Origin of the sequence: Cetobacterium somerae (assembly GCF_022430525.1) — a bacterium.
Lineage (GTDB): Bacteria > Fusobacteriota > Fusobacteriia > Fusobacteriales > Fusobacteriaceae > Cetobacterium_A.
The window spans coordinates 1,676,098-1,699,576 of sequence record NZ_CP092519.1 but is presented as its reverse complement, the minus strand read 5'-3'; the positions used below and the strand labels follow the sequence as shown (position 1 = coordinate 1,699,576).

Here is a 23,479-nt window from a genome sequence, read left to right as displayed (position 1 = left end):
TATTTGAGACAAGAGGGCGTATGTAAAAAATTATATTAAGGAAGAGTGAGCACTATGAACAAAAACACAATTAATGTATTTTTAGTTGTAACAATTATTTCGCTAGCTTGTGAAAAAGTTGGAAAAATTCAATTGGGAAAAGTAGCATTATTCCCGATGTTATTTGCTGTAGTTATTGGAATGATATTAACACCGGATTTATTAGGAAAAAAAATTCAGAAATTAAGAGAGATTATTGGAGAAAAAGAGATGAAAATAGCCAGTGACATGGTTATGTTAATTCTTTTAATGCTTGGAATAAAATTAGGAACATTTGTAGGACCTAATCTAGATAAAATTATTCAAGCTGGTCCAGCATTTTTAGCACAGGAATTTGGGCATGTGCTAGCACCAGTAGTGGCTGTTCCTTTAGCACTTAAGTTAGGGTTAACAAGAGAGGCTATAGGAGCTGGATCAAGTATAAGTAGAGAAGCTTCTCTAGGAGTAATAGGAGAAAAATATGGTATTTCATCTTTAGAAGGAAGTGGAGTACTTGGAGTTTATTTAGCTGGAACAATTGTGGGAACAATTTATTTTGGAGTATTAGGATCATTAGCTATATACACAGGGATTCACCCATTAGCATTAGGAATGGCATGTGGAGTTGGAAGTGGAAGTATGATGACAGCAGCAGCTTCATCTTTAGCAGAAGTTGTAGGACCACAATATGCAGATCAAGTTTTTGCTTATGCATCAACAAGTAATATGTTATCAGGATTGACGGGAGTAAATATTCTTGTATTTATATCACTGCCATTTACAGAATGGTATTATAAGAAATTATCTCCAAAGTTTTCAAAAAAGGAAGTGAAGCAAAATGCGTAGTTTAGATATGAAAAAATATGTATTGTATTTTATATTAATGTCAATGACAGGAGTTATGGTTTTAGCAGGACAAGCTATTGGATTACAAAAACAATTTATAGGAGCTATTCCAGGAATGTTTTTAATAATTGTTTTAGCACTAGGATGTTTTGCTGTTAAGGATGCTTTTCCAAAATTTCCATTACCTGCATATGCATTATCAACTATAGTTGGAATGATAGTAAGTATACCAGCATTATCAATATCTAAATTCTTTGCACCAGAGATAGGAACAGTTGAATTTATGCCATTATGTACACCGTTACTTGCTTTTGCAGGAATATCTGTAGGGGATAAAATTGAACAACTGAAGGCAATGTCTTGGAAAATAGTAATAATAGCATTAGTTGTATTTACAACAATTTTCTTTGCATGTGCTTTAATAGCTCAAGGAGTATTGAGATTACAAGGAGCAATTTAATTAATACTTAAATAGATTCAAGGAGAGAACTATGAATATAAATGAAATTAAAGAGAGAGTAATAAAAGCTATTGATGAAAATAGAGAGTTAATATTAAAAGCAGGACAAGCAATGTATGATAATCCTGAATTTGGATATAAAGAGTTTAAAGGAACAGAAATTGTTTCGAACTATTTTAAAAATGAATTAGGACTAGATGTAGAAGAAGGAATTGCATATACAGGTTGTAGAGCAAGAGCAAATGAGAATGCTGAAGGACCTAAAGTTGCAATATTAGGTGAGCTAGATGCAATCTCTTGTAGTGATCATTTAGATTCTAATGAATTAGGAGCAGTTCATGCATGTGGACACCATATACAAATTGCAGGTATGTTAGGAGCAGCTACAGGATTAGTAAAATCAGGAATATTAAGTGAGCTTGGAGGAAAAGTAGATTTTATGGCTACTCCAGCAGAAGAGTTTGTTGAATTAGGATACAGAACTCAATTAAGAGCTGATGGAAAAATTAAATACTTTGGTGGAAAACAAGAGATGATATACAATGGAACGTTTGATGATGTTGATATGGCAGTTATGTTCCATGCTTTGGATTTAGGTGATAAAAAAGTTTTAACAGGGCCTGTAAGTAATGGATTTATAGGAAAAACTGTTAAGTTTATAGGAAAAGAAGCTCATGCTGGTTCGGCACCGCACGAAGGGATAAATGCTTTAAATGCAGCAATGTTAGGAATAAATAATGTGCATGCTCAAAGAGAAACATTTAAAGATAGTGATAGAGTAAGATTCCATCCGATTATAACAAAAGGTGGAGATATTGTAAATTCAGTTCCAGCTGATGTAAGAATGGAAGCTTATGTAAGAGCTAGAACAATTGAAGGTATGATTGATGCTAATAAAAAAGTAAATAGAGGTTTAACGGCAGGTGCTTATGCAGTTGGTGCTGAAATAGAAATAACTGAGATTCCAGGATATTTACCAATTTTAAAACATGATTCTATGGAAGATGTTTTAGAAGGAAACTTAGAGTATTTAGGGTTAAAAGATGATATGATTAAAGGTGGGGATTTTACAGGGTCTTTTGATTTTGGAGATGTATCTCATATAATGCCTACTCTTCATCCAATGTTTGGTGGAATAAATGGAGCTCTTCATACAAGAGATTTCAAAACTGTAGATGATGAAATTGCAATATTAATGCCAGCAAAAGCTTTGGCATTAACAGTTGTTGATTTATTATTTGCTCAAGGAAAAAAAGCAAAAGAAATTTTAGATAATTTTAAACCAGTTATGACTAAGGAAGAGTATTTAACTTTTATGGAGTCAAATGATAAAGTTATAAAAGCTTAATAATAACTTATTTTTAATAATTTTCTCATAGAAAGAGGCTATTCAATAGCCTCTTTTTCTATTTATATAAATAATTTCATAACGCTGTTGTGTAAAAAAACGATAATTTCATAACAGTGGTATACAATAAAAATGTTGAATTTGTATGTATAGTGAGATATAATATAAAACATGTTTAAAAAATAACATAACATATAGGAGAAAAAATGGGAAGAAAACCTAATTTTACTAGAGAAGAAATTTTGAATAGTGCATTTGAAATTTTAAATAATGAAAGCTTAAAAGATGTAACAGCAAGAAATATAGCAAAAAAGTTGGGGGTATCGACAATAGCTATATATTCAGCTTTTAAATCAATGGATGAACTAAAAAATGAATTAGCTAAAAAAGCTAAAACAAAACTTTTTGAATATACAAAGCGTGATTATACTGATTTATCAATTTTAAATATAGGGATAGGAATATGTCTTTTTGCAAAAGAAGAAAAAGCATTATTTAGAACAATTTTTTTAAGAGAAGGCTTACCTAGAGAATTTATGGATCAGATTATGGATGATTTTAGAAATTTAATATATAGTGGATTTAATAATAAGAGAGAGTATAATCAATTTCCAGAAGATATAATAGAATGGGTTATAAAAAAAGGATGGTATTTTTCTCATGGATATGCAACTTTAATATGCACAGGATTTTATATTGATATAGAGTTTGAAACTTTTAAAAAGGAAGTTATTGAAATGGGAAATGTATTGATAGAAAAAGCTTTAGAAATGACAAAGGAGAGGGATAATGAAGTTTAAGCAACAATTAATGTTATTAGGGATAGTTTTATCGGCTAATGCTATGGGGGGAAGTATAGACTATCTTTCACAACAAGATGCAGAGTATTTAGCACATCCAGCTATGGTTGGAAAAATTGGAGTATCGGGAGCATACTATAATCCAGCTGGAACGGTATGGTTAGAAGATGGAACTTATATACAAGTAAATAATCAAACACATTTGAAAGAATATAGCATGGAACATGGAGATTATAAATTTAAAAGTGATAAACCATCACCAGTAGTTCCAAGTTTACAAATTGTAAAGAAAAAAGGAGATACAGCATTTTTCTTTCACGCTGGAGCGATAGCAGGTGGAGGAAGTGTAGCATATAGTGGAGGAATAGCAACTTTTCCACAAATAATAACTAGCAATCCAATGTTTGAAGTGATTGGAGCAAAATATGTAGGCGGATCTACAATCCATGGGAAATCATATTATGTAGCTTTTCAAGGTGGAATAGCTAGAAAATTTAATGAAGCTTGGAGTGGAGCAGTTGGGCTTAGATTAATTGATGCTGAAAGAAAATTTAAAGGTGAAGGAAATTTTGAATATAATAATTTGGGAGGAAAATTAGGATCTGGAAAAGCCAAATTTGATATAGATTCAGAAAGAACAGCTTTTGGAGTGGCTGGAATATTTGGATTAAACTATCATCCAAATGATAGATTTAATTTAGGAATGAGATATGAAACCGAAACGGTTCTTGATTTTGATAATAAAGAACATAATTTAAAAAAAGGATTTGTAAATTCAACAGGAAGTAATCTTATAGGAAATGCATTTTATAATACTATTATAAAAGATCCTTCAATTAAACAATGGATGTCAGAGGGAAGTGGAAAAAGAAACTTGCCAGCAATGGCAGCGATTGGAGCTTCTTACAGAGCAACAGATAAATTGACGCTATTAGCTTCTGGAAACTATTATTTCATAAAAGAAGCAAGCGATGACTTAGGAAACTTTGATCATTATGATAATGGATATGAGGTAGCAGTTGGTTTAGATTATCAATTAAATGAAAAGTGGACTTTAATGACAGGTTACCAGTATACAGATACAGGAGCTAATGAAAAAACATACACGGACACTGATTATGTTTTAGATGCAAATATGTATTCAGCAGGAGTTAAATACAAATATAGCTCTCAACTTGAATTAATGGCAACATACTCATATGTAGATTATATAAATGATAAAAATATTAAAAATATAAGATATAGTAAGCATGTAGACGCCTTTGGATTAGGATTGATTTATAAATTTTAATAGAACAAAAAAAGCAGATAATTTATCTGCTTTTTTTATTAATATCTTTCTTTTACTTCTCTCTCAATACTTCTTTGTTGATCTTTTTTTGCTAAAGAGTCACGTTTATCATAATTTTTCTTACCTCTAGCTAAAGCAATTTCTACTTTGACAAATCCCTTAGATAAATGTATATTTAGTGGGACTATTGTATATCCTTTTTGCATAACTTTTTCGTGTAATTTTTTAATCTCTCCTTTATGTAAAAGCAATTTTCTAACTCTTCTTTCATCGGGATTATAAACACTACCAAAAGACCATGGAACAACAGTCATACCCATGATAAAAATTTCATTGTTTATTATTCTAATAAAAGACTCTTTAATACTGGTTTTCCCAGCTTTTATAGATTTAACCTCACTACCAACTAGTTCAATTCCAGCCTCAAATCTGTCTTCAATAAAGTAGTCAAAAAAAGCTTTTTTGTTATTAGCTAATATCATTAAAATCTCCCCTCTTTTCTTCTCCCTGTATATTCATTACAAAATTCAGTTGGGACAACTTCTATTTCAAGCATTTGTAAATCAGATCTAACTATTAAAATATCCATTTTATCTCCCAAATGAAACTCTCTATTTGTATCTAAATCTTTCATAACATAATTATTTTCATCAAATTCATAGAAGTTTTTAGCTGTAGTTACATCCCAGAAACATTCTACATGTTCTTCTGTTTCAAAGAATATTTTTTTATTGTTAAATCCAACTATAGTAGCTTTAAATTCATCTCCAATTTTATCAAGCATATATTCAACTATTTTAATTTTAATACTTTCATCTTCTACTTTCATAGCTTTTCTTTCTGTTTGAGAGATATGTTGTGTAACCTCTGGTAAATAGTTTATAAGAGTTCCAAATTGCTTTTTAGTTGGATAACCATGTATAGCAATATTTAAAATTCTATGTATTAGTAAATCAGCGTATCTTCTAATAGGAGATGTAAAATGTGTATAATAATTAGATGATAGGCCAAAATGTCCTAAGTTTTCAACACCGTATCTAGCTTGTTTAAGAGACATTAAAATCATTTTGTGTACAATCATATTGATACCTCTGGCTTCAGAATCTTCAATAATTGATTGGAATTTTTTAGGATGAATATCTTCAAAAGAGTGAAGTCTATATCCAAATCTAGAAAGAGTTTCACTTAAAGTTTTTACTCTTTCTGGGTCAGGAGTTTCATGAACTCTGTAAACAGAAGGTATTTCTAACCAGAAAAGTTTTTCTGCAACAGCTTCATTAGCCATAATCATAAAGTCTTCGATGATTCTTTCTGATTCTCCTCTTTCAATATTTTTTAAGTATTTAACTTTTTTATTTTCATCTAAAATAACTTTAACTTCAGGAAGATCAAAATCAATAGAACCTCTGTTATATTTGATAGCTCTTATAATCTTAGAAAGTTCTAACATAGTAAATAGCATATCTGCGATATCACTATATTTTTCAGTAGTTTCAGGATCCTTAGCAATAATTTTATTAACATTTCCATAAGTCATTCTGTGAGCAGTTTTAATAACTGATTTATATGTTTGAACATCGATAGCTCTTCCATGAGGATCAATAAGAAGTTCAACAGAGAATGTAAGTTTATCTTCATGTGGATTTAAAGAGCATATTCCATTTGAAATTTCTTTAGGGAACATTGGTAAAACTCTGTCAACTAAATAAACAGAATTTCCTCTTTTTTCAGCTTCTTTATCTAATTTAGATCCAGTTGGGATATAGTGAGAAACATCAGCAATAGCTACAATAAGTTTATAATATCCATTATCTAATTTCTCAACATAAACAGCATCATCTAAGTCTTTAGCATCGTCACCATCAATTGTTATTATTGGAAGGTGTCTTAAATCTTTTCTTTTCTTTATTTCATCCTCAGATATTACAGTTGGGATTTGACGAGCCTCTGCAATAACATCATCTGGAAATTCTTCTGATAACCCTTCTCTAAGAATTAAAGCTTTAATCATGTTGTCTGTATCGAAAGGGTTACCAATTGATTCGAGAATTTTTCCTTCAGGTTTTTTTTCATCGCTTCCCCAAAAAGTTACGTCAACAACAACTAATTCTCCATCCTTAGCTTTATTGAAAAAGTTTTTAGGAATATATATATCTCTACCAAAAGATTGTGTTGGTCTTACAAAACCAAAATTTTCTTTTTTTTCAAAGATTCCTATAATTGTGTTTTTTTCTCTTACAAGAACTTCAACAATTTCTCCTTCTTTTTTTCCTTTTCCTTCAGGTGTTGTAACATTTATTAAAACAGTATCTCCATCTAAAGCTGTTCCAAATTTACTTCTAGGGATAAAGTATCCCTCAGTATCAGTATCAACAAAACCGAACTTTCCTTTAATATTGGAAAATTTTCCTTTGATAAAACCTAAATTTTCAGGAATATTATATTTGTTTCTTTTATTTTTCATAATCTCTCCAGAATTAATCCAAATTTCAAGAATTTCTCTATTTTCTTTTTTAAATTTTGGAGACCATCCCATAGCTTTAGTTATTTCATCAAGAGTTAAAGCTTTGCTATTTTTTAATATATTTTTTAATTTATCAAGTTGTTTATCTAATTTTGTACTTGTTTTCATAAAATCCTCCTATTAGCTTATTTTTAAAAGCCAATTTCGCATCTCTATAGAGTTTACATGAATGACGTAATCTCCTTTTATAAGATACTCTATTTTTTTATTAACTTCTAGTAGAATGGCTTTGTTTAAGTCTACTAGAGCTAAATCTCTAATTTTTTCTACATGAGGATAATTTCTCTTTGGTTCAATAGCATCAGCTATATAAACAATTTTTTCAATTAAACTCATATTTTTTCGACCAGTTGTATGAAATTTTATAGCATTTAAAATTTCATCGTCATAAATTTTAAATTTTTCTTTTGCAATGTAAGAAGCTACATAACTATGTAAAATCTCAACATTAGTTAAGTAATCTTTTGTTTCATCTCTAAAATAATCATTAGATATTTTAAGGAGTTCTTCTTTTGTAAATTCCTTAGCATAATCATGTAAAAGAGAAGCTAATGCTATTTTGTTTAAATCGGCATTATAAATTTTTCCTAAAGATAGAGCTGTTTCTAAAACTCTTATAGAGTGTTCATATCTTTTTTTAGAAAGAATGCCGTCTAATTCCTTTTTAAAAAAATCTATATTCATAATATTCCTCCAAATTTTTAAAAAGGAGTTTCTGAAAATAGAAACTCCCCAAAATTTTATATATTACTGTTTAGTTTATAGCTTTTACTTATATTAATAAAATTAACTTTTTCAGTAGTCGAACCATTAATAAGTAAAACTATATGATCTGCTCCACCAGGAGTTAATAAACTATTTACAAAAGAATAAATTAAAAGTAATTCTTCCTGTGGAGTTTTTGCAGAAGATAAAATTTTAGAATCTAAATCTAAGTAAAGAGTTCTATTTTTTATGTATACTTCATATTTAAAATTTTCTTTTTTTAAGATGTTTTTCTCTTCTAACTTTTTTAAAAGTTGAGATATGATATCTTTTAAAATATCTTCTTTATTAGATAGATTAGAATTTAAAATAATATCTTCTTTTGATAATTTTCCTTGTTTTAAATTAGGGAAAAAAATTGGGGTAGTAATTTCTGTCTTTTGAATAGTCTCTAAAGTAGGAGTAGATATATTTGTTACTGTTTCACTTGTTTTGTTTACTTTATTTGAATATACTCCAGTAGTGATAGCAAGAGCTATTAAAATGACTAAAAAAATTTTTAATTTATGTGACATAAAACCTCCTAATAGAAAAATGATCTAATTTTATTTGCTAGTTCATCTGCCATAATATTTTGATTTGCATCTCTAGAGAGCTTAGTTACGTCAGATTTATTTGTTATAAATCCAAGCTCAACAAGGATACCAGGGCCGTTAAATCCTCTTAGAACAGCAAAGTTAGCTCCGTAGATTCCTCTATCCCTCATACCTAATCTTTTAGAAAGAGATGAATTTAATGGCCTAGCAATAGTTATAGATTTTTCCATATTTTTGTTATATGCAAGTTCTCCCATAATTTGAGCTATACTAGTTGTTTTTTCTCCATATTTTTCGCCAAAGCTATTTTCGTAAGATGCAATTTTTTCAGCATAAGGAGATGATTTTTTTGAAAAATAAAATATTTCCATTCCTTGAGCTGATGAATTTTTAGATGCATTTAAATGTAAACTTACAAAAATATCTGCCTTTCCTCGATTAGCAATTCGACTTCTTTCAGAAAGACTAATAAAAGTATCGTTACTTCTAGTCATGATAACATTAAAATCTTTAGAGAGTTTACTTTGTAATTTCTTTGCTACAGCTAAAGCAATCTCTTTTTCTTTATACTTATTAAATCCGATTGCTCCTGGATCTTTCCCACCATGTCCTGCATCAATAGCTACAGTAAACTCTTTTTTAGAAGAGTTAGTAGCTTTTAAATCTATAACAATTCTATGTGGATTAGATAAAGAGTAAACTTTATGACCTGATCCTTTTTTTAATTTTATAAAAAATCCAACATTTGAACCATAGTCAATCATATCTATTTTTTCAATATTTTTACCAGAAAGACTTGAACTATTTAGTTTTGTTCCCATTTTAACTTTTTCAATTTCAAGAAAAATTAATCGATTATATTCATCATAACTAGAATTATATTTAGGTTTAACAGTGCTAGAAATATCAAAGACTAATTGTGGAGGATTATTATTAAGTCTAACTTTTTTTATTGTGCTATTAGCAAATATAGTTAATGAAAATAAACAAAAGATAAAAAATATAAGGTATTTTTTCATAAATTTCTCCATTGATCTAGAATAATAAAATAGGATGGAAAAGTATACCAATTCCATCCTTTTGTAAATATTTTTATTTTAAAACTCTTGAAATAGAATTCTTAAGCACTTGGATGTTAACACCTTTATCAACTCTAATAGTTAAGAACTCAGGGCCAATACTAGATATAGTACCTTTGATACCACCATTAGTAACAACTTCAGCTCCCTCTTTTAATGAGTCCAACATTTCTTGATGTTTCTTTTGCTTCTTTTTGTTTGGTAAAATAAGTAGAAAATAGAATACAGCCGCCCAAATAGCAAAAGTAAGTATCATTCCACCATATTTAGCAAATAATTCGTTCATCTTATAGCCCCCTTAGATAATATAATTTTTCTAAGACAAGTATACCACAAGGTGGTATACTTTTCAATAATTTTTAAGCGAAGAAATCTTTTAGTTTATCAAAGAAGTTTTTATTATCTTTATGATTTTTATCTTTTAGACTTTCGTCGAATTTCTTTAAAAGCTCTTGTTGGTCAGTATTTAAATTAACAGGAACTTCAATTTTAATTCTAACAATTTGATCACCAGTGTAAGGACTTCTAGGATTTTTAATTCCTTCTCCTTTTAATCTGAACATTTTATCATTCTGAGTTCCAGCAGGAATCTTAATTGTTTTCTTACCATTTAGTGTAGGGATTTCGATATCTCCCCCAAGAGCTGCTTGAGCAAAAGTAATTGGTACATTACAAATTATATCCTCCCCATTTCTCTCGAAGAATGGGTGATGTTTAACAGTTATATAGACATATAAATCACCATTAGGACCACCTTCTGTACTAGCATTACCCATTCCAGAAAGTCTAAGTTTTTGCCCATCATCAATACCAGCAGGAATCTTAATTGTTTTTTCAACAGTTTCTGTATCAATTCCAGTACCATGACATTTTTTACATTTTTTTTCAGGAACTTCGCCTTTACCATGACAAGCATCACATTCTTGTGTTGTTTGAAAATTTCCAAAAACAGTTCTTTGAGTAACGTTTATAGTTCCAGTACCATTACATTTAGAACATTTAGTCATTTTAGAACCATCTTGAGCTCCAGTACCATGACAAGTTTCACAAGTTCCAGTTCTTTTATATTTTAATGTTTTTTCTACACCTTTTGCTGCTTCCTCTAAAGTTAGTTCAAGATTATATCTTAAATCTTCACCAGGTTCTGGACCTCTTTGACGAGAACCACCGAAGCCACCAAAACCACCGAAGCCACCACTTCCACCAAAAAATGATCCGAAAATATCTCCTAAATCTTCAAAGCCACCACCGAAGCCACCAAAGCCACCGGCACCAGTACCGCCACCGTTTTCAAAAGCAGCGTGACCAAATCTATCATATTGAGCTCTTTTATTTTCATCCGAAAGAACTTGGTATGCTTCATTAACCTCTTTAAATTTATCCTCAGCTTCTTTTTTTTCAGTATCACTAGCACCACTAAATTTATCTGGGTGATACTTCATAGCAGCTTTTCTATATGCTTTTTTTATTTCAGTATCAGATGCCCCCTTAGCAACCCCTAAAACTTCATAAAAGTCTCTTTTAGCCATTTACAAAAATCCTCCATTTCTTAAAATAAGGGATAGAGTCATCTCTATCCCTTAAGTAAAGTATATATTAATTACTAATATTAGTCAACTATCTCAGCGTCAGCAACGTCATCAGTTCCGTTGTTTTCTGGAGCAGCTCCACCTTGTTGTTTAGCTTGAGCGTCTTTGTAGATTTCTTCAGCTAACTTATGAGCAGCTTGAGATAATTTCTCAATTGCAGCATCTATAGCTTCTTTATCCTCTCCATCTTTAACTGATTTAAGTTCTTCGATAGCAGCTTCAATAGCTTTTTTCTCGTCTTCAGTAACTTTTTCTGCATAATCTTTTACAGATTTCTCAGTAGAAGCAATTAACATATCAGCTTTATTTCTTGTTTCAACTAACTCTTTGAATTTTTTATCTTCAGCTTCGTTAGCTTCAGCATCCTTTTTCATTCTTTCAATTTCATCAGCAGAAAGGTTAGTTGAACCAGAGATAGTTACAGTACTTTCTTTTCCAGTTCCTAAATCTTTTGCAGAAACATGAACAATTCCGTTAGCATCAATATCAAATGTAACTTCAATTTGAGGTACTCCTCTTGGAGCAGCAGGAATTCCTTCTAAGTTGAATTCTCCTAATTTGTGGTTATCAGCAGCTTTTGCTCTTTCACCTTGTAGTACATTAATTGTAACAGCTGGTTGGTTATCAACAGCAGTTGAGAATACTTGTGATTTTTTAACAGGAATTGTTGTATTTCTTTCGATGATTTTTGTAAATACTCCACCTAAAGTTTCAATTCCTAAAGATAATGGAGTAACGTCAAGAAGTAATACGTCTTTAACATCTCCCATTAATACTCCACCTTGAATAGCAGCTCCTTCAGCAACAACCTCATCTGGGTTTATACCTTTATTAGGTTTTTTACCAAAGTAAGATTCAACCCACTCTTGAACAGCAGGAATTCTTGTAGAACCTCCAACTAATAAGATTTCATCGATATCTGAAGGATTTAATCCAGCAGCTTTTAATGCATCTTTTGTAGGTACTTGAGTAGCCTCAACTAAATCTCTAGTTAAATCATTGAACTTAGCTCTAGTTAATTTGATATCTAAGTGTTTTGGTCCAGTTGCATCCATTGTTATGAATGGTAGAGAAATATGAGCTTCCATTAATGTAGATAACTCTTTTTTAGCTTTTTCTGCAGCATCTTTAAGTCTTTGGTATGCCATTTTATCGTTAGCTAAATCTATTCCACTTTCTTTTTTAAACTCTTCAACTAAATATTTGATAACAGCATCGTCAAAGTTATCTCCACCTAAATGGTTGTTTCCTGAAGTTGATATAACTTCAATAACTCCGTCAGCAATTTCAAGGATAGAAACGTCAAATGTTCCTCCTCCAAGGTCAAATACTAAAACTTTCTCTTCTTTTCCAGCTTTTTCAAGTCCGTAAGCTAATGCGGCAGCAGTAGGCTCGTTTATAATTCTTTTAACATCTAATCCAGCTATAACACCAGCATCTTTTGTAGCTTGTCTTTGAGCATCTGTAAAGTAAGCTGGAACAGTAATAACAGCTTCAGTAACTTTTTCTCCTAAATAAGCTTCAGCATCAGACTTTAATTTTTTTAATATCATAGCTGAAATTTCCTGTGGTGTATATTGTTTTCCGTGAATATCAACTTTATAATCGCTTCCCATATGTGTTTTGATTGATAGAATAGTTGATGTAGGATTTGTGATAGCTTGTCTTTTAGCAATCTCTCCAACAATAATTTCACCATTATCTTTAATACTTACAACAGATGGAGTTGTTCTTGCTCCTTCAGCGTTAGGGATAACAGTAGTTGATCCCCCTTCCATTATTGCAACACATGAGTTAGTAGTTCCTAAGTCAATTCCTATAATTTTTGCCATTTAAAAAACCTCCTAATATATCTGAATTTTTTAATTTTATTTTTTACAAACTTTAACCATTGAGGGTCTAATAACTTTTCCCTTCATTTTATAACCTTTTTGAAATTCTGCTATAATCTCGTCATTAGCATAATCTGCTGAGTCTTCAACAGAAACAGCCATATGTAAATGAGGATCAAATGTAGCTTTTTCAGTTTCTATAGCTTCAACACCTTCACTAGCGACAGTGCTTTTCATTTGAGAAAGAGTTAATTCAACACCTTTAACAAGAGAATCAAAATCTTTTGTTTCAGAAGAAGCGGCGATAGCTCTTTCAAGATTATCAATTATATCTAAAACTTTTACTACTACCTTTTCAGAAGCAAAAGCTTTTAAATCATCAAATTCTTTCTCTTTTCTTTTTGTAAAGTTTTGGAAATCAGCTTGTTTTCTTAAGTAAGAATTTTTCCAATCTTCAACTTCACCCTTTAATTTTTTGATTTCATCTTCTTGAGACATAGTCTCTATATTTTCATTTTTATTTTCTGTATCGTTAATTATTTCTTCAACTATTTCTTCTTTTATTTCTTTATCTGCCATCACTATCTCCTTCATTACTTATTTCTTTTATAACTTTGTTAACCTCTTTTGTAACATGCTGTATAAGACCCATAGTTTTCGAATAAGACATTCGTTTAGGTCCCATAACACCAATTATACCTGGAGAATTATCCATATTATAAACAGAATATACAAAGCTATAATCTTCTAATCCCTTTACGGCTAATTCTTCGCCAAAAATAACGTTGACTTCACCCTCTTTAAAAGGTCTAGATTTAATTGCCTCTTCGAAAAGTTCTTTTATTTTTTCTCTTTTAGAAAAAATATCTAAAACGTCACTAATTTCATTGACTTGTTTATCTCTAAATATTTCAGATGAATTTTCTAGAAAAAGCTTTCCTTCTACTTCGCTATAAACAAAATCAATAATTTTTTCAATTTCGTGTGATTCAACAGAACTATTTCTTATTTCGTTATTAATTCGTTGTGATAACTTTAAGAGCTCACTCTGGCTACACACCTCTTCGAAAAAAATTTTTTTAGTTCGAACACTTTTATTTTCCATGACGATAACGGCCATAGCCATATAGTCATCAATATGAACTAGTTCAACTTTTTTTATTTTTTCCTTTTTATGCGTAGGTTCAATAACAATTCCAACATAATTAGTTAATTTAGATAAAAGCATTGAAGTTTTTTTCAAGACAGAATCTAATTCTCTCATTTTAATATCATAAACAGAATTTATTCTAGCTTGTTCTTCTCTTGAAAGTTTTTCAATTTTTAGAAGCTCTTCTAAATAAAATTTATAACCTTTATCTGTGGGTATTCTTCCGGAAGAAGTATGAGTTTTTGAAATAAATCCCATATCCTCTAAATCAGACATTACATTTCTTATTGTTGCAGAGGATAGATCTATATTATATTTTTTAACAAGAGTTCTAGAACCGATTGTTTCTCCTGAAAGAAGATAAAAATCTATAATGGCACTAAGAACGAGCTTTTCTCTATCACTGACAACCATAAAATCACCCTTTTTAACTTTTTATTAGCACTCATCATGGTAGAGTGCTAATCTTGCAATTAATATAATATAAAAAAAAAAAAATGTCAATACTTTTTTTGAAAAAAATTATTTTTTTTAAAAAAGTAATTATAATCAAATAATAGTTTAAAAATGAATAGAAATACGGTATAATTTTTTATATCAATTAATGGTCAAGGGGTGAGTAAAATGGGAGTTATTATAGGTAAAAGTATTTTCCCAGGAATAGTTATAGGTCAACCCTATATAGAAAGAAAAAAAAAGTTAGATATTGAAAATTATAAGATTTCTTCTGAAAAAGTCGAAGAAGAAATAGGCCGATTTTTAGAAAGTGTACAAAAAGCTAAAAATGATATAAAACAAATTAAGGGAAATTTAGAGGGTAAAATAAATAAGGAGGACTTACAAATTCTAACAGTACATATAATGATGTTAGATGATCCTCAATTTATAAGTGATATAAAAAAAGGTATAAAAAAAGAAGAGAATAATGCAGAAGCGGTTGTAAAGAAAGTATCTAATAAATATATAGAGATGTTTGAAAAAATAGCAGATCCAATTTATAAGCAAAGAGCATTAGATATAAAGGATATAAGCGAAAGAATAATAATGAATCTAACACATGAAGATGATATAGATTCGAATTTAAATGGTAAAATTTTAGTAATTAGAGAATTACTACCATCTGAACTTTTAAAGATTTATTATAGTGGAATAAATTTAAGTGGAATAATAATGGAATATATGGGAGAGACTTCTCATACTGCAATATTAGCAAAGGCATTAGAAATACCGACACTAATGGGTGGAAATGATATTTTTTCTATAGATTGGGGAGATAAAATAATTTTAGATACAACAGCTATGGAAGGTAAAGTTGTAACTAATCCAGATGTAAAAACATTAAATAGATATGATGAAGAAAAAAATAGATATAGAAATAGGATGAAAGAGATAGAGGAATCTATTGATAAAGAAACGATTACTTTAGATGGAGAAAGAGTTTATTTGTATTTAAATATAGGTGGTAGGTTGGATATAACCCAAGTCAGTCGAAAAAGACCTGATGGTATTGGATTACTAAGAACAGAACTTATATATATGGATGCTATTGAATTTCCAAATGAGGAAAAACAAAAAAAAATATATGAAAATATAGCAAGAGAGTTTGAAGAGAGTCAACCAAGTAAACCAATAGTTATAAGAACTTTGGATATTGGGGCAGATAAGAAACTATCTTATTATAAAATGGTTGATGAAGAAAATCCATCTTTAGGATGTAGAGGAATGAGATTAACTTTAGCAGATAAGAATCTTTTTAAAAATCAAATTAAAGGAATTTTAAGAGCTGCTACACATCATAATATAAAGATGATGTATCCGATGATAACAAATTTAAAAGAAATAATTGAAGCTAAAGATTTAGTAGAAGAGTGTAAAAAAGAACTTGCGTTTGAAGGGAAAGAATTTAAAGAAAATATAGAAGTTGGAATGATGGTAGAGGTACCATCAAATGTTATGCTAGCAGATGTTTTTATTGATTATGTAGATTTTTTTTCCATTGGAACAAATGATTTGACACAATATATACTTGCAACAGATCGTTATAGTCCAATAGCTGAAAAACTTTATGATTGTTATGACCCGGCAGTGATAAGAGCGATTGATATGGTTTCTAGTGCAGGGATTAAAAAAAATAAAAAAGTTTCAGTATGTGGAGAAATGGCTGGTGAAAATCAAGCTGTTATAGCTTTACTAAGTTTGGGAATAAGAGATTTAAGTATGGCACCAGCATATATTCCAAAAGTAAGAAATTTAATTAGAAAAATAAAAATATCAGAATTGAAAGAAATTAAAATAAAATTATTAAAATCTAAAGATTCTCAAGAGGTAAAGAATATCTTAAATGAGTATTTAGAAATAATTGAAGGGAGAAATTAAAAATGAAAAAAGTGGAAGTAACTATTAAAAATAAGGCTGGATTACACGCAAGACCATCATCGTTATTTGTCCAAACAGCAAGTAAATATGATTCAGATATAAATGTAATATTTGATGATGAGGTTATAAATGGAAAAAGTATTATGGGATTGATGCTTCTTGCAGCAGAACAAGGAAGAGTATTAACTTTAGAGTGTGATGGAGAAGACGAAGAAGAAATGATAGCTGATTTAATTGACTTAATTGAAGTAAAAAAATTTAACGAGGAGTAAAAATAAAAAGTGGAGATAATAAGAGCTGAAAAAATGGGATTTTGTTTCGGTGTCAAAAAAGCTGTTGAAACTTGTTATAAGATATCTAGAAAAGATATATCTAAAAAATATATTCTCGGAATGGTAGTTCACAATAAAGATGTTGTGAAAGAGATGGAGAATATAGGTTTTATAATAGTTGATGAAAAAGATATATTAGAAGGAACAGACCCTTTAAAAAAAGGGGATACAATAGTTATAAGAGCCCATGGAACAACTTCTCAAATTATAAATATATTAGAAAAAAAAGAAGTGGAAATATATGATGCAACATGTATTTTTGTAGATAAGATAAAAGAGATATTAATTGAAAGAGAAAATCTTGGGGATGAAATAATTTTTATAGGAGATAAAGAACACCCAGAAGTTAAGGGGATTATTTCCTTTGGAAAAAAAGTTAATGTTTTAAAAAATTTAGAAGAATTAAAAGAAAGTTCATTAGATAAGAGTAAAAGATATTCGGTACTAACTCAAACAACACTAAATAAAAGTAAATTTTTAGAGATAAAAGAATATTTAGAAAAATACTATTCAAATGCTCAGATATTTGATAGGATATGTGGAGCGACTAGCGAAAGACAAGAGGCTACTAAAAAGTTAGCAAACAATTGCGATATAATAATTGTAATTGGTGACTTAAAAAGCTCAAATAGCAAAAAACTTCTGGAAGTAGCAAAAGCTGAAAATCCAAATAGTTATTTGGTTCAAAATGATGAAGAATTAGATATGTCTATATTTTCTGAAAGCATGAAAATAGGTATAACAGCTGGAGCATCAACACCAGAAGATATAATAAAAAAAATAGAAAATAAAATAAGGGGGAACTTTAATGTCTAACTTTGATTACTACGAAGATTTTGAAGCATTATTAAACGAGTACATGCCAGTAAAAGAGGATGAAGAAATAAAAACTAAAGTGACTGGAACAATTGTAAATATGGATAGAAACTTTACATATTTAGAAGTACCTGGAGAGCCAAAGGCTGTAAGAGTAAGAACAGAAGAGTTAACAGGATATGCTGTAGGAGACGAAGTTGAAGTTCTAATAGTGTCTCAAGCTGAAGAAGAGGATTCTTTAGTTTTAATTGGTTCTAAAAAAAGAATTGATATGGAAATTGGAGCTGAAAAATTAGAAAAAGCACTTCAAAATCATGAGATTATAACTGGAAAAATTTTAAAAAGAGTAAAAGGTGGATATATTGTTGAAGTATATCATCAACAAGGGTTCTTACCTAACTCGTTATCAGAAATTCCTGCAGATCAAGGAGATTCATTTATTGGAAAAGAATTACCACTTGCTGTAAAAGAGGTAAAAGAAGATAAAAAAGGAAAGAAAATTCTTTTATCAAGAAAAGAAATTGTTGTTGCGAAAGAATTAGAAGCAATTGATAAGTTAACTTTAGGAGAAGTAGTAAAAGCTACTGTTTTAGAAGTGTTAGACTTTGGATTGACAGTAAAATTAGATGAAGCTAGAGGATTTATTCATATTTCAGAAGTAGATTGGAAAAAAACTTCAGATTTACACAAATTGTATAAAGCAGGAGATGTAATTGAAGCGAAAATTATAGAAATTGAAAGAGATAAAAGAAATGTAAAGTTATCTATAAAATCTTTAACAAAAAATCCTTGGGATATAGTTGCTGAAAACAATAGTATAGGTCAAGAGGTAACTGGTAAAGTGACAAGAATAGTAAATTATGGAGCTTTTGTAGAGTTATTACCGGGTGTTGAAGGATTAATTCATAGTTCAGATTTTTCTTGGACAAGTAAAAAAGTAAATGTTAATAACTTTGTTAAAGTAGGAGATGAAGTTAAAGTTGTTATTACAGACTTATCACCTAAAGAAAGAAAGTTAAAGTTAGGAATAAAGCAATTAAGTTCTAATCCATGGGAAGATGCTGAAAATAAATTTGCAGTGGGAACAATTTTAACTGGTACAGTTGTAGAGGTTAAACCATTTGGAATATTTGTGCAAGTTGAAGAGGGAGTAGATGGATTTATTCATAATTCAGACTTTACATGGTCAGGAAATAAAAGATATTCTAAGGGAGATAAGATAGAGTTTAAAGTAGTTGAGTTAAACTTAGAGGATCAAAAGATAAAAGGTAGTATTAAGGAGCTAACAAAGAGCCCTTGGGAAACAGCTTTAGAGAATTATAAAGTTGGAGACAGAGTGGAAAAAGAGATAAAAAATATTCAAGATTTCGGAATGTTTGTAAAATTAGAAGAGGGAGTAGATGGATTTATTCCGACTCAATTAGCTTCTAGAGATTTTATAAAGAATTTAAGAGATACATTTAAGCTTGGAGAAGTTGTTTTAGCTGAGATTGTTGAAATTGATTCTGAAAAGAAAAGAATAAAACTTTCTATAAAAAAAGTTCAATTAGAAAAAGAAAAAAATGAAAACAAAGAGTTAATTGAAAAGTATGGAGTTTCTTCAAGCGAAGAGTAATAAAGTTAAAAAGGTCCTCTAATTATAAGAGGACCTCAATAAAATCAATAAAAAATTCAGTTGACTTTTTGTAAGATCGTGTTATAATAATTAAAGACAATGAAAAAGATTTATTAAGAAGAGACTTCCTGTTTCTCACCTTATGGGGCAAAGACCTACATAAAGGTTACATTAAATTTTTGTTTAGGGCGAGCCCTAATAATTATTTGAGTTAAACAGGAATTTTACGTCCTGTTTTTTTTATTTGATAGTTAATAGGAGGTGTCTATTATTTCGGACAAAGTTAGAATTAATGAGAAGATAAGAGGTAGAGAGTTAAGAATTATCTCTGAAACTGGAGAGCAGTTAGGAATAATGTCAGCGATGGAAGCATTAGAAATTGCTGTACAAAAAGAATTAGATTTAGTTGAAATATCACCAAATGCTACGCCACCAGTATGTAAAATAATGGATTATGGAAAGTACAAATATGAGCAGACTAGAAAAGCTAAAGATGCTAAGAAGAACCAAAAACAAGTTATTGTTAAAGAGGTAAAATTTAGAGCTAGAATAGATCAGCACGATATGGATACAAAAATAGCTCAAGTTAAAAAGTTTTTAGAAAAAGATAACAAAGTAAAGATAACTCTTGTTCAGTACGGAAGAGAAAGAATGTACGCTGATCAAGGAATTGGAATGCTAGATCAGATATCTGATAGATTTGTAGAAATCGCAGATGTTGATAAAAAATATAATGATAAGCAAAAGTATTTAATCTTATCGCCAAAAAAATAGTGAAGATTTGAGAGGAGGAACATTACAATGCCAAAAATGAAAACTCATAGAGGTGCTAAAAAGAGAATTAAAGTTACTGGAACAGGGAAATTCGTTGTTAAAAAGCCAGGAAAGAGCCATATCTTAACAAAGAAAACAAGAAAAAGAAAGAACAGATTAAAGAAGGATACAGTAATCACTTCAACATTAGAGAAGCACTTAAAAGGATTATTACCATACGGAGTAGGAAGATAATAATTCTTAGGAATATTATTGTTAAAGGACCAATTATAGGAGGAGAAGTAAATGAGAGTTAAGACTGGAATAGTTAGAAGAAGAAGACATAAAAAAGTTTTAAAAGCTGCTAAAGGATTTAGAGGTGCGTCAGGTGACGTATTTAAGCAAGCTAAGCAAGCTGTAATGAGAGCAGAAGCTTTCTCTACAAGAGATAGAAAAGTTAGAAAGAGAAAGATGAGACAATTATGGATCATCAGAATAAACGCTGCTGCAAGAATCAACGGATTAACTTACTCAACTTTAATGAACGGATTAAAGAGAGCAGGAATCGAGTTAGATAGAAAAGTTTTAGCAGATATCGCTTTAAACAATGCAGCTGAGTTCGCTAAATTAGCAGAAACTGCAAAAGCAGCATTATAATTATATCAAAAAGAGCTTAGGCTCTTTTTTTTATTTTAAAAAATCTTAAATAAAAAGGAAAAATATGATATAATTTTCAAGAGAGTAGTTTTAAAAAACCTAAGGGGGATTAAAATGCTAAGAAAAAAAATACTAAAGAGAATAGACGTAAGTAAAGAAGATTTATTGAATCAAGAGCAAGAAATAAGATTTGAACTTTTAACAAAAGCAAATGACATTGATAATTTAAAAAAATTAGGGACAATTCTTTTTTATAAAAGAGACTGTGAAGGTGCTCTAGAAATTTATGAAAAACTTAGAGCTTTAGGGAAAAAGGATAGCGATACAATAGGATTTTTAGGATACTTAAACTATGAATTAGGTAATTATACTAAGAGTATAAAATATTTTAATATGTTTTTAGATAATAAACCTGGAGATGCTTTTGTATACTTTTTATTAGGAAATGCCTACTCGAGAGCAGGGAAAATAGTAGAAGCAATAAATAGTTATGATTTTGCTATATTTTTGGATTTAGATATATATAGTGCTCATTTAGATTTTGCTAGAGAGTATGAGTTTTTGGGAAGATATAAAAAAGCTTTAAATGAATATATTGCAGCTTATGAAATCGATCCGAGAGATAAAGAAATTAAAGAGAAAATTAAATATTTAAGAGAAAAAATTTAGGTTAATTCAAAAATAGGGGATAGAAAATCTATTCCCTTATTTTATAATACAGTTAAGAATCAAGGAGAAAATAATGATATCAATAGCATTAGTTTTAACAGTAGCTATTTTTTTAATAATAGCGCTACTATTTGGTATGAATAGAGCTATTTCAGCTTTACCAGCACTTTTTTTTATAATGTTACTAGTTTCTTTTTTTGGATTTATAGTAATACAATTCTTTCCAGTTATTCTAATATTTTTAGTAATTAGATATTTTATGAATAAAAAAAATCCAAGGAAAGGAAATTTTTACTATAGAACATATACTCAAAAAGATTTTGAAGATATGTTTAGAAATCAAGGTAACCAATATGGAGGGAATTATCAAGGTAGTTATCAAAACAATCCTTTTGGAACTTTTGAAGATAAAAGTAAATATTATAAAATTTTAGGGGTTCAAGAAGGTGTAACTCCAGAAGAGTTAAAAAAAGCATATAGAGAATTGGCTAAAAAGCATCATCCAGATAGATATGCAAATGCTGAACCTGAAATAAGAGAGATGCACGAAAAAAAGTTTAAAGAAATAAATGAAGCCTACGAAAAACTTCAATAAAATTATAATTAAATTATTTTGCAAAAATGTTAAATCTTATGGTACAATGTAAAAGTTGAATAAAATGGAGGGTATGATGAGTTTAAAGACACTAATTTTAGCAGCTGGAAAAGGAACAAGAATGAAATCAGAGCTGCCAAAAGTTTTACATAAAGTTTGTGGAGTACCAATGGTACAAAAAATTGTAGATACATGTAGTAAAATTGGTTCAACTGAAAATATATTAATATTAGGACATAAAAAAGAAGAAGTTTTAAAAGTACTTCCAAATATTGAGTATGTAGTTCAAGAAGAGCAATTAGGAACAGGACATGCTGTTATTCAAGCAAAAGATAAGCTTGAAAGTTTTGAAGGAACAGTGATGATATTATGTGGAGATACTCCTTTACTGAGAGAAGAAACTTTAAAAAAATTATATGACTATCATAAAAATTCAAAAGCGACAACAACAATATTAACATCTATTTATGAAAATCCGTTTGGATATGGAAGAATTGTAAAAGAAGATGGAAGAGTTGTAGGGATTGTTGAAGAAAAAGAAGCAACAGATGAAATAAAAGCTATAAAAGAGGTAAATGCAGGTGTTTATTGCTTTGAAGCTCAAGAATTATTGTCAGCATTAAAAAGAATTGATAATAAAAATGAAAAAGGTGAATATTATTTAACAGATGTTATTGGAATAAATGTTAAAGATAACAAGAAAGTTGAAGCTTTTTTATTAGAAGATAATGATGAAATATTAGGAATAAACTCTAAAATTGAATTGGAAAAAGCTAACTCAATAATGAGAGATAGAATAAATATAGCTCATATGGAAAATGGTGTTATTTTCATTGATAAAAATAATACCTATATAGAAGAAAGTGTAGAGATTGGACAAGATACAGTTGTATATCCAGGTGTTCTACTACAAGGTAGCACTAAAATTGGAAAAAATTGTGAAATTTTAGGAAATACAAGAGTTATTAATTGCCAAATAGGTGATGAAGTAAGAATAGAAAGCTCTGTATTAGAGGACAGTATTGTTGAATGCAAAGTAACAATAGGTCCATTTGCACATTTAAGACCTAAATCACATTTAAAAGAAGAAGTTCACATAGGAAACTTTGTAGAAGTTAAAAAATCAGTATTGGAAAAAGGTGTTAAAGCAGGACATTTAACATATTTAGGAGATGCTACAGTAGGAGAAAAAACTAACATAGGTGCAGGAACAATAACTTGTAATTATGATGGTAAAAATAAATTCAAAACCACAATTGGAAAAAATGCTTTTATAGGAAGTGATACGATGTTGGTGGCTCCTATTACTATAGGAGAAAATGCATTAGTAGGAGCGGGGTCAGTAATAACTAAGGATGTACCTGAAAATGCGTTGGCAGTATCAAGAAGTAAACAAGTTATAAAATTTGATTGGAGGAAATAGAAAAA

25 protein-coding genes are annotated in these 23,479 nt (G+C 29.6%); 15 read left to right on the top strand and 10 right to left on the bottom strand.

The genetic code is table 11. From position 1 onward, the window contains the following. Nucleotides 1–54 precede the first annotated feature (54 nt). The 5 genes from MKD34_RS07905 to MKD34_RS07885 all read left to right on the top strand — a co-directional run bounded on the left by MKD34_RS07905 (nucleotide 55) and on the right by MKD34_RS07885 (nucleotide 4,763). Nucleotides 55–864 carry a DUF3100 domain-containing protein gene (locus MKD34_RS07905; RefSeq protein ID WP_023050267.1) on the top strand — a complete coding sequence of 270 codons (810 nt, stop codon included), beginning with the start codon at nucleotides 55–57 and terminating at the stop codon, nucleotides 862–864. Beyond that, entirely contained in the window at nucleotides 857–1,324 is a 468-nt protein-coding gene (locus tag MKD34_RS07900; RefSeq protein ID WP_023050266.1) for a hypothetical protein, read from the top strand. The genes MKD34_RS07905 and MKD34_RS07900 overlap by 8 nt, the downstream gene beginning before the upstream one ends. Nucleotides 1,325–1,355: 31 nt before the next feature. Beyond that, nucleotides 1,356–2,672: an amidohydrolase gene (locus MKD34_RS07895; protein WP_240218970.1), complete on the top strand. Its 1,317-nt coding sequence runs from the start codon at nucleotides 1,356–1,358 to the stop codon at nucleotides 2,670–2,672. A gap of 206 nt (nucleotides 2,673–2,878) precedes the next feature. Next, a complete protein-coding gene (locus MKD34_RS07890) occupies nucleotides 2,879–3,472 on the top strand; it encodes a TetR/AcrR family transcriptional regulator (RefSeq protein WP_240218969.1) in 594 nt (197 codons plus the stop codon). Further along, entirely contained in the window at nucleotides 3,462–4,763 is a 1,302-nt protein-coding gene (locus tag MKD34_RS07885; protein WP_240218968.1) for an OmpP1/FadL family transporter, read from the top strand. The genes MKD34_RS07890 and MKD34_RS07885 overlap by 11 nt, the downstream gene beginning before the upstream one ends. 38 nt (nucleotides 4,764–4,801) lie before the next feature. Here MKD34_RS07885 and smpB read toward each other — a convergent pair whose 3' ends face one another. The 10 genes from smpB to hrcA all read right to left on the bottom strand — a co-directional run bounded on the left by smpB (nucleotide 4,802) and on the right by hrcA (nucleotide 14,652). Next, nucleotides 4,802–5,245 (bottom strand): SsrA-binding protein SmpB, encoded by a 444-nt coding sequence (gene smpB, locus MKD34_RS07880; protein ID WP_240218967.1) that lies wholly within the window; start codon nucleotides 5,243–5,245, stop codon nucleotides 4,802–4,804. Beyond that, nucleotides 5,245–7,395 (bottom strand): ribonuclease R, encoded by a 2,151-nt coding sequence (gene rnr, locus MKD34_RS07875; RefSeq protein ID WP_240218966.1) that lies wholly within the window; start codon nucleotides 7,393–7,395, stop codon nucleotides 5,245–5,247. Before rnr ends, smpB begins: the two co-directional genes overlap by 1 nt. 12 nt (nucleotides 7,396–7,407) lie before the next feature. Continuing rightward, nucleotides 7,408–7,971, bottom strand: coding sequence for a bis(5'-nucleosyl)-tetraphosphatase (symmetrical) YqeK (yqeK, locus tag MKD34_RS07870; RefSeq protein ID WP_240218965.1), 564 nt, complete (start codon nucleotides 7,969–7,971; stop codon nucleotides 7,408–7,410). A gap of 56 nt (nucleotides 7,972–8,027) precedes the next feature. Next, the gene (locus tag MKD34_RS07865) at nucleotides 8,028–8,567 is read right to left on the bottom strand and encodes a GerMN domain-containing protein (protein ID WP_240218964.1); all 540 of its coding nucleotides are present in this window, start codon (nucleotides 8,565–8,567) and stop codon (nucleotides 8,028–8,030) included. A gap of 8 nt (nucleotides 8,568–8,575) precedes the next feature. Beyond that, nucleotides 8,576–9,607 (bottom strand): N-acetylmuramoyl-L-alanine amidase family protein, encoded by a 1,032-nt coding sequence (locus MKD34_RS07860; RefSeq protein ID WP_240218963.1) that lies wholly within the window; start codon nucleotides 9,605–9,607, stop codon nucleotides 8,576–8,578. Between the two features lie 73 nt (nucleotides 9,608–9,680). Beyond that, on the bottom strand, nucleotides 9,681–9,953 hold the full coding sequence (gene yajC, locus MKD34_RS07855; RefSeq protein ID WP_023050257.1) for a preprotein translocase subunit YajC: 273 nt from the start codon (nucleotides 9,951–9,953) through the stop codon (nucleotides 9,681–9,683). A gap of 73 nt (nucleotides 9,954–10,026) precedes the next feature. Continuing rightward, entirely contained in the window at nucleotides 10,027–11,196 is a 1,170-nt protein-coding gene (dnaJ, locus tag MKD34_RS07850) for a molecular chaperone DnaJ (protein ID WP_240218962.1), read from the bottom strand. 80 nt (nucleotides 11,197–11,276) lie between these two features. Beyond that, complete coding sequence (gene dnaK, locus MKD34_RS07845) at nucleotides 11,277–13,088, bottom strand: molecular chaperone DnaK (protein WP_023050255.1); 1,812 nt, start codon at nucleotides 13,086–13,088, stop codon at nucleotides 11,277–11,279. 36 nt (nucleotides 13,089–13,124) lie between these two features. Next, nucleotides 13,125–13,667, bottom strand: coding sequence for a nucleotide exchange factor GrpE (gene grpE / locus MKD34_RS07840; RefSeq protein ID WP_240218961.1), 543 nt, complete (start codon nucleotides 13,665–13,667; stop codon nucleotides 13,125–13,127). Continuing rightward, nucleotides 13,657–14,652 carry a heat-inducible transcriptional repressor HrcA gene (hrcA, locus tag MKD34_RS07835; RefSeq protein ID WP_240218960.1) on the bottom strand — a complete coding sequence of 332 codons (996 nt, stop codon included), beginning with the start codon at nucleotides 14,650–14,652 and terminating at the stop codon, nucleotides 13,657–13,659. Before hrcA ends, grpE begins: the two co-directional genes overlap by 11 nt. 210 nt (nucleotides 14,653–14,862) lie before the next feature. Here hrcA and ptsP point away from each other — a divergent pair, with 210 nt between their 5' ends. From ptsP to glmU, 10 genes are all read left to right on the top strand, one after another. After that, nucleotides 14,863–16,614, top strand: coding sequence for a phosphoenolpyruvate--protein phosphotransferase (gene ptsP / locus MKD34_RS07830; protein ID WP_240218959.1), 1,752 nt, complete (start codon nucleotides 14,863–14,865; stop codon nucleotides 16,612–16,614). Between the two features lie 2 nt (nucleotides 16,615–16,616). Further along, entirely contained in the window at nucleotides 16,617–16,886 is a 270-nt protein-coding gene (locus tag MKD34_RS07825; protein ID WP_023050251.1) for an HPr family phosphocarrier protein, read from the top strand. 9 nt (nucleotides 16,887–16,895) lie between these two features. Further along, nucleotides 16,896–17,762, top strand: coding sequence for a 4-hydroxy-3-methylbut-2-enyl diphosphate reductase (ispH, locus tag MKD34_RS07820; protein ID WP_240218958.1), 867 nt, complete (start codon nucleotides 16,896–16,898; stop codon nucleotides 17,760–17,762). Then, the gene (locus MKD34_RS07815) at nucleotides 17,755–19,377 is read left to right on the top strand and encodes a S1 RNA-binding domain-containing protein (RefSeq protein WP_240218957.1); all 1,623 of its coding nucleotides are present in this window, start codon (nucleotides 17,755–17,757) and stop codon (nucleotides 19,375–19,377) included. The genes ispH and MKD34_RS07815 overlap by 8 nt, the downstream gene beginning before the upstream one ends. A gap of 261 nt (nucleotides 19,378–19,638) precedes the next feature. Next, nucleotides 19,639–20,151 carry a translation initiation factor IF-3 gene (infC, locus tag MKD34_RS07810; protein WP_240218956.1) on the top strand — a complete coding sequence of 171 codons (513 nt, stop codon included), beginning with the start codon at nucleotides 19,639–19,641 and terminating at the stop codon, nucleotides 20,149–20,151. A 27-nt stretch (nucleotides 20,152–20,178) separates the two neighbouring features. Next, nucleotides 20,179–20,385 (top strand): 50S ribosomal protein L35, encoded by a 207-nt coding sequence (gene rpmI / locus MKD34_RS07805; RefSeq protein ID WP_023050247.1) that lies wholly within the window; start codon nucleotides 20,179–20,181, stop codon nucleotides 20,383–20,385. A 51-nt stretch (nucleotides 20,386–20,436) separates the two neighbouring features. Beyond that, nucleotides 20,437–20,787, top strand: coding sequence for a 50S ribosomal protein L20 (gene rplT / locus MKD34_RS07800; protein ID WP_023050246.1), 351 nt, complete (start codon nucleotides 20,437–20,439; stop codon nucleotides 20,785–20,787). A 114-nt stretch (nucleotides 20,788–20,901) separates the two neighbouring features. Further along, on the top strand, nucleotides 20,902–21,456 hold the full coding sequence (locus MKD34_RS07795; protein WP_240218955.1) for a tetratricopeptide repeat protein: 555 nt from the start codon (nucleotides 20,902–20,904) through the stop codon (nucleotides 21,454–21,456). Nucleotides 21,457–21,529: 73 nt separating this feature from the next. Beyond that, the gene (locus MKD34_RS14090) at nucleotides 21,530–22,051 is read left to right on the top strand and encodes a DnaJ domain-containing protein (protein ID WP_274722693.1); all 522 of its coding nucleotides are present in this window, start codon (nucleotides 21,530–21,532) and stop codon (nucleotides 22,049–22,051) included. 76 nt (nucleotides 22,052–22,127) lie between these two features. Continuing rightward, nucleotides 22,128–23,474: a bifunctional UDP-N-acetylglucosamine diphosphorylase/glucosamine-1-phosphate N-acetyltransferase GlmU gene (glmU, locus tag MKD34_RS07785; protein ID WP_240218954.1), complete on the top strand. Its 1,347-nt coding sequence runs from the start codon at nucleotides 22,128–22,130 to the stop codon at nucleotides 23,472–23,474. Nucleotides 23,475–23,479: the final 5 nt, after the last annotated feature.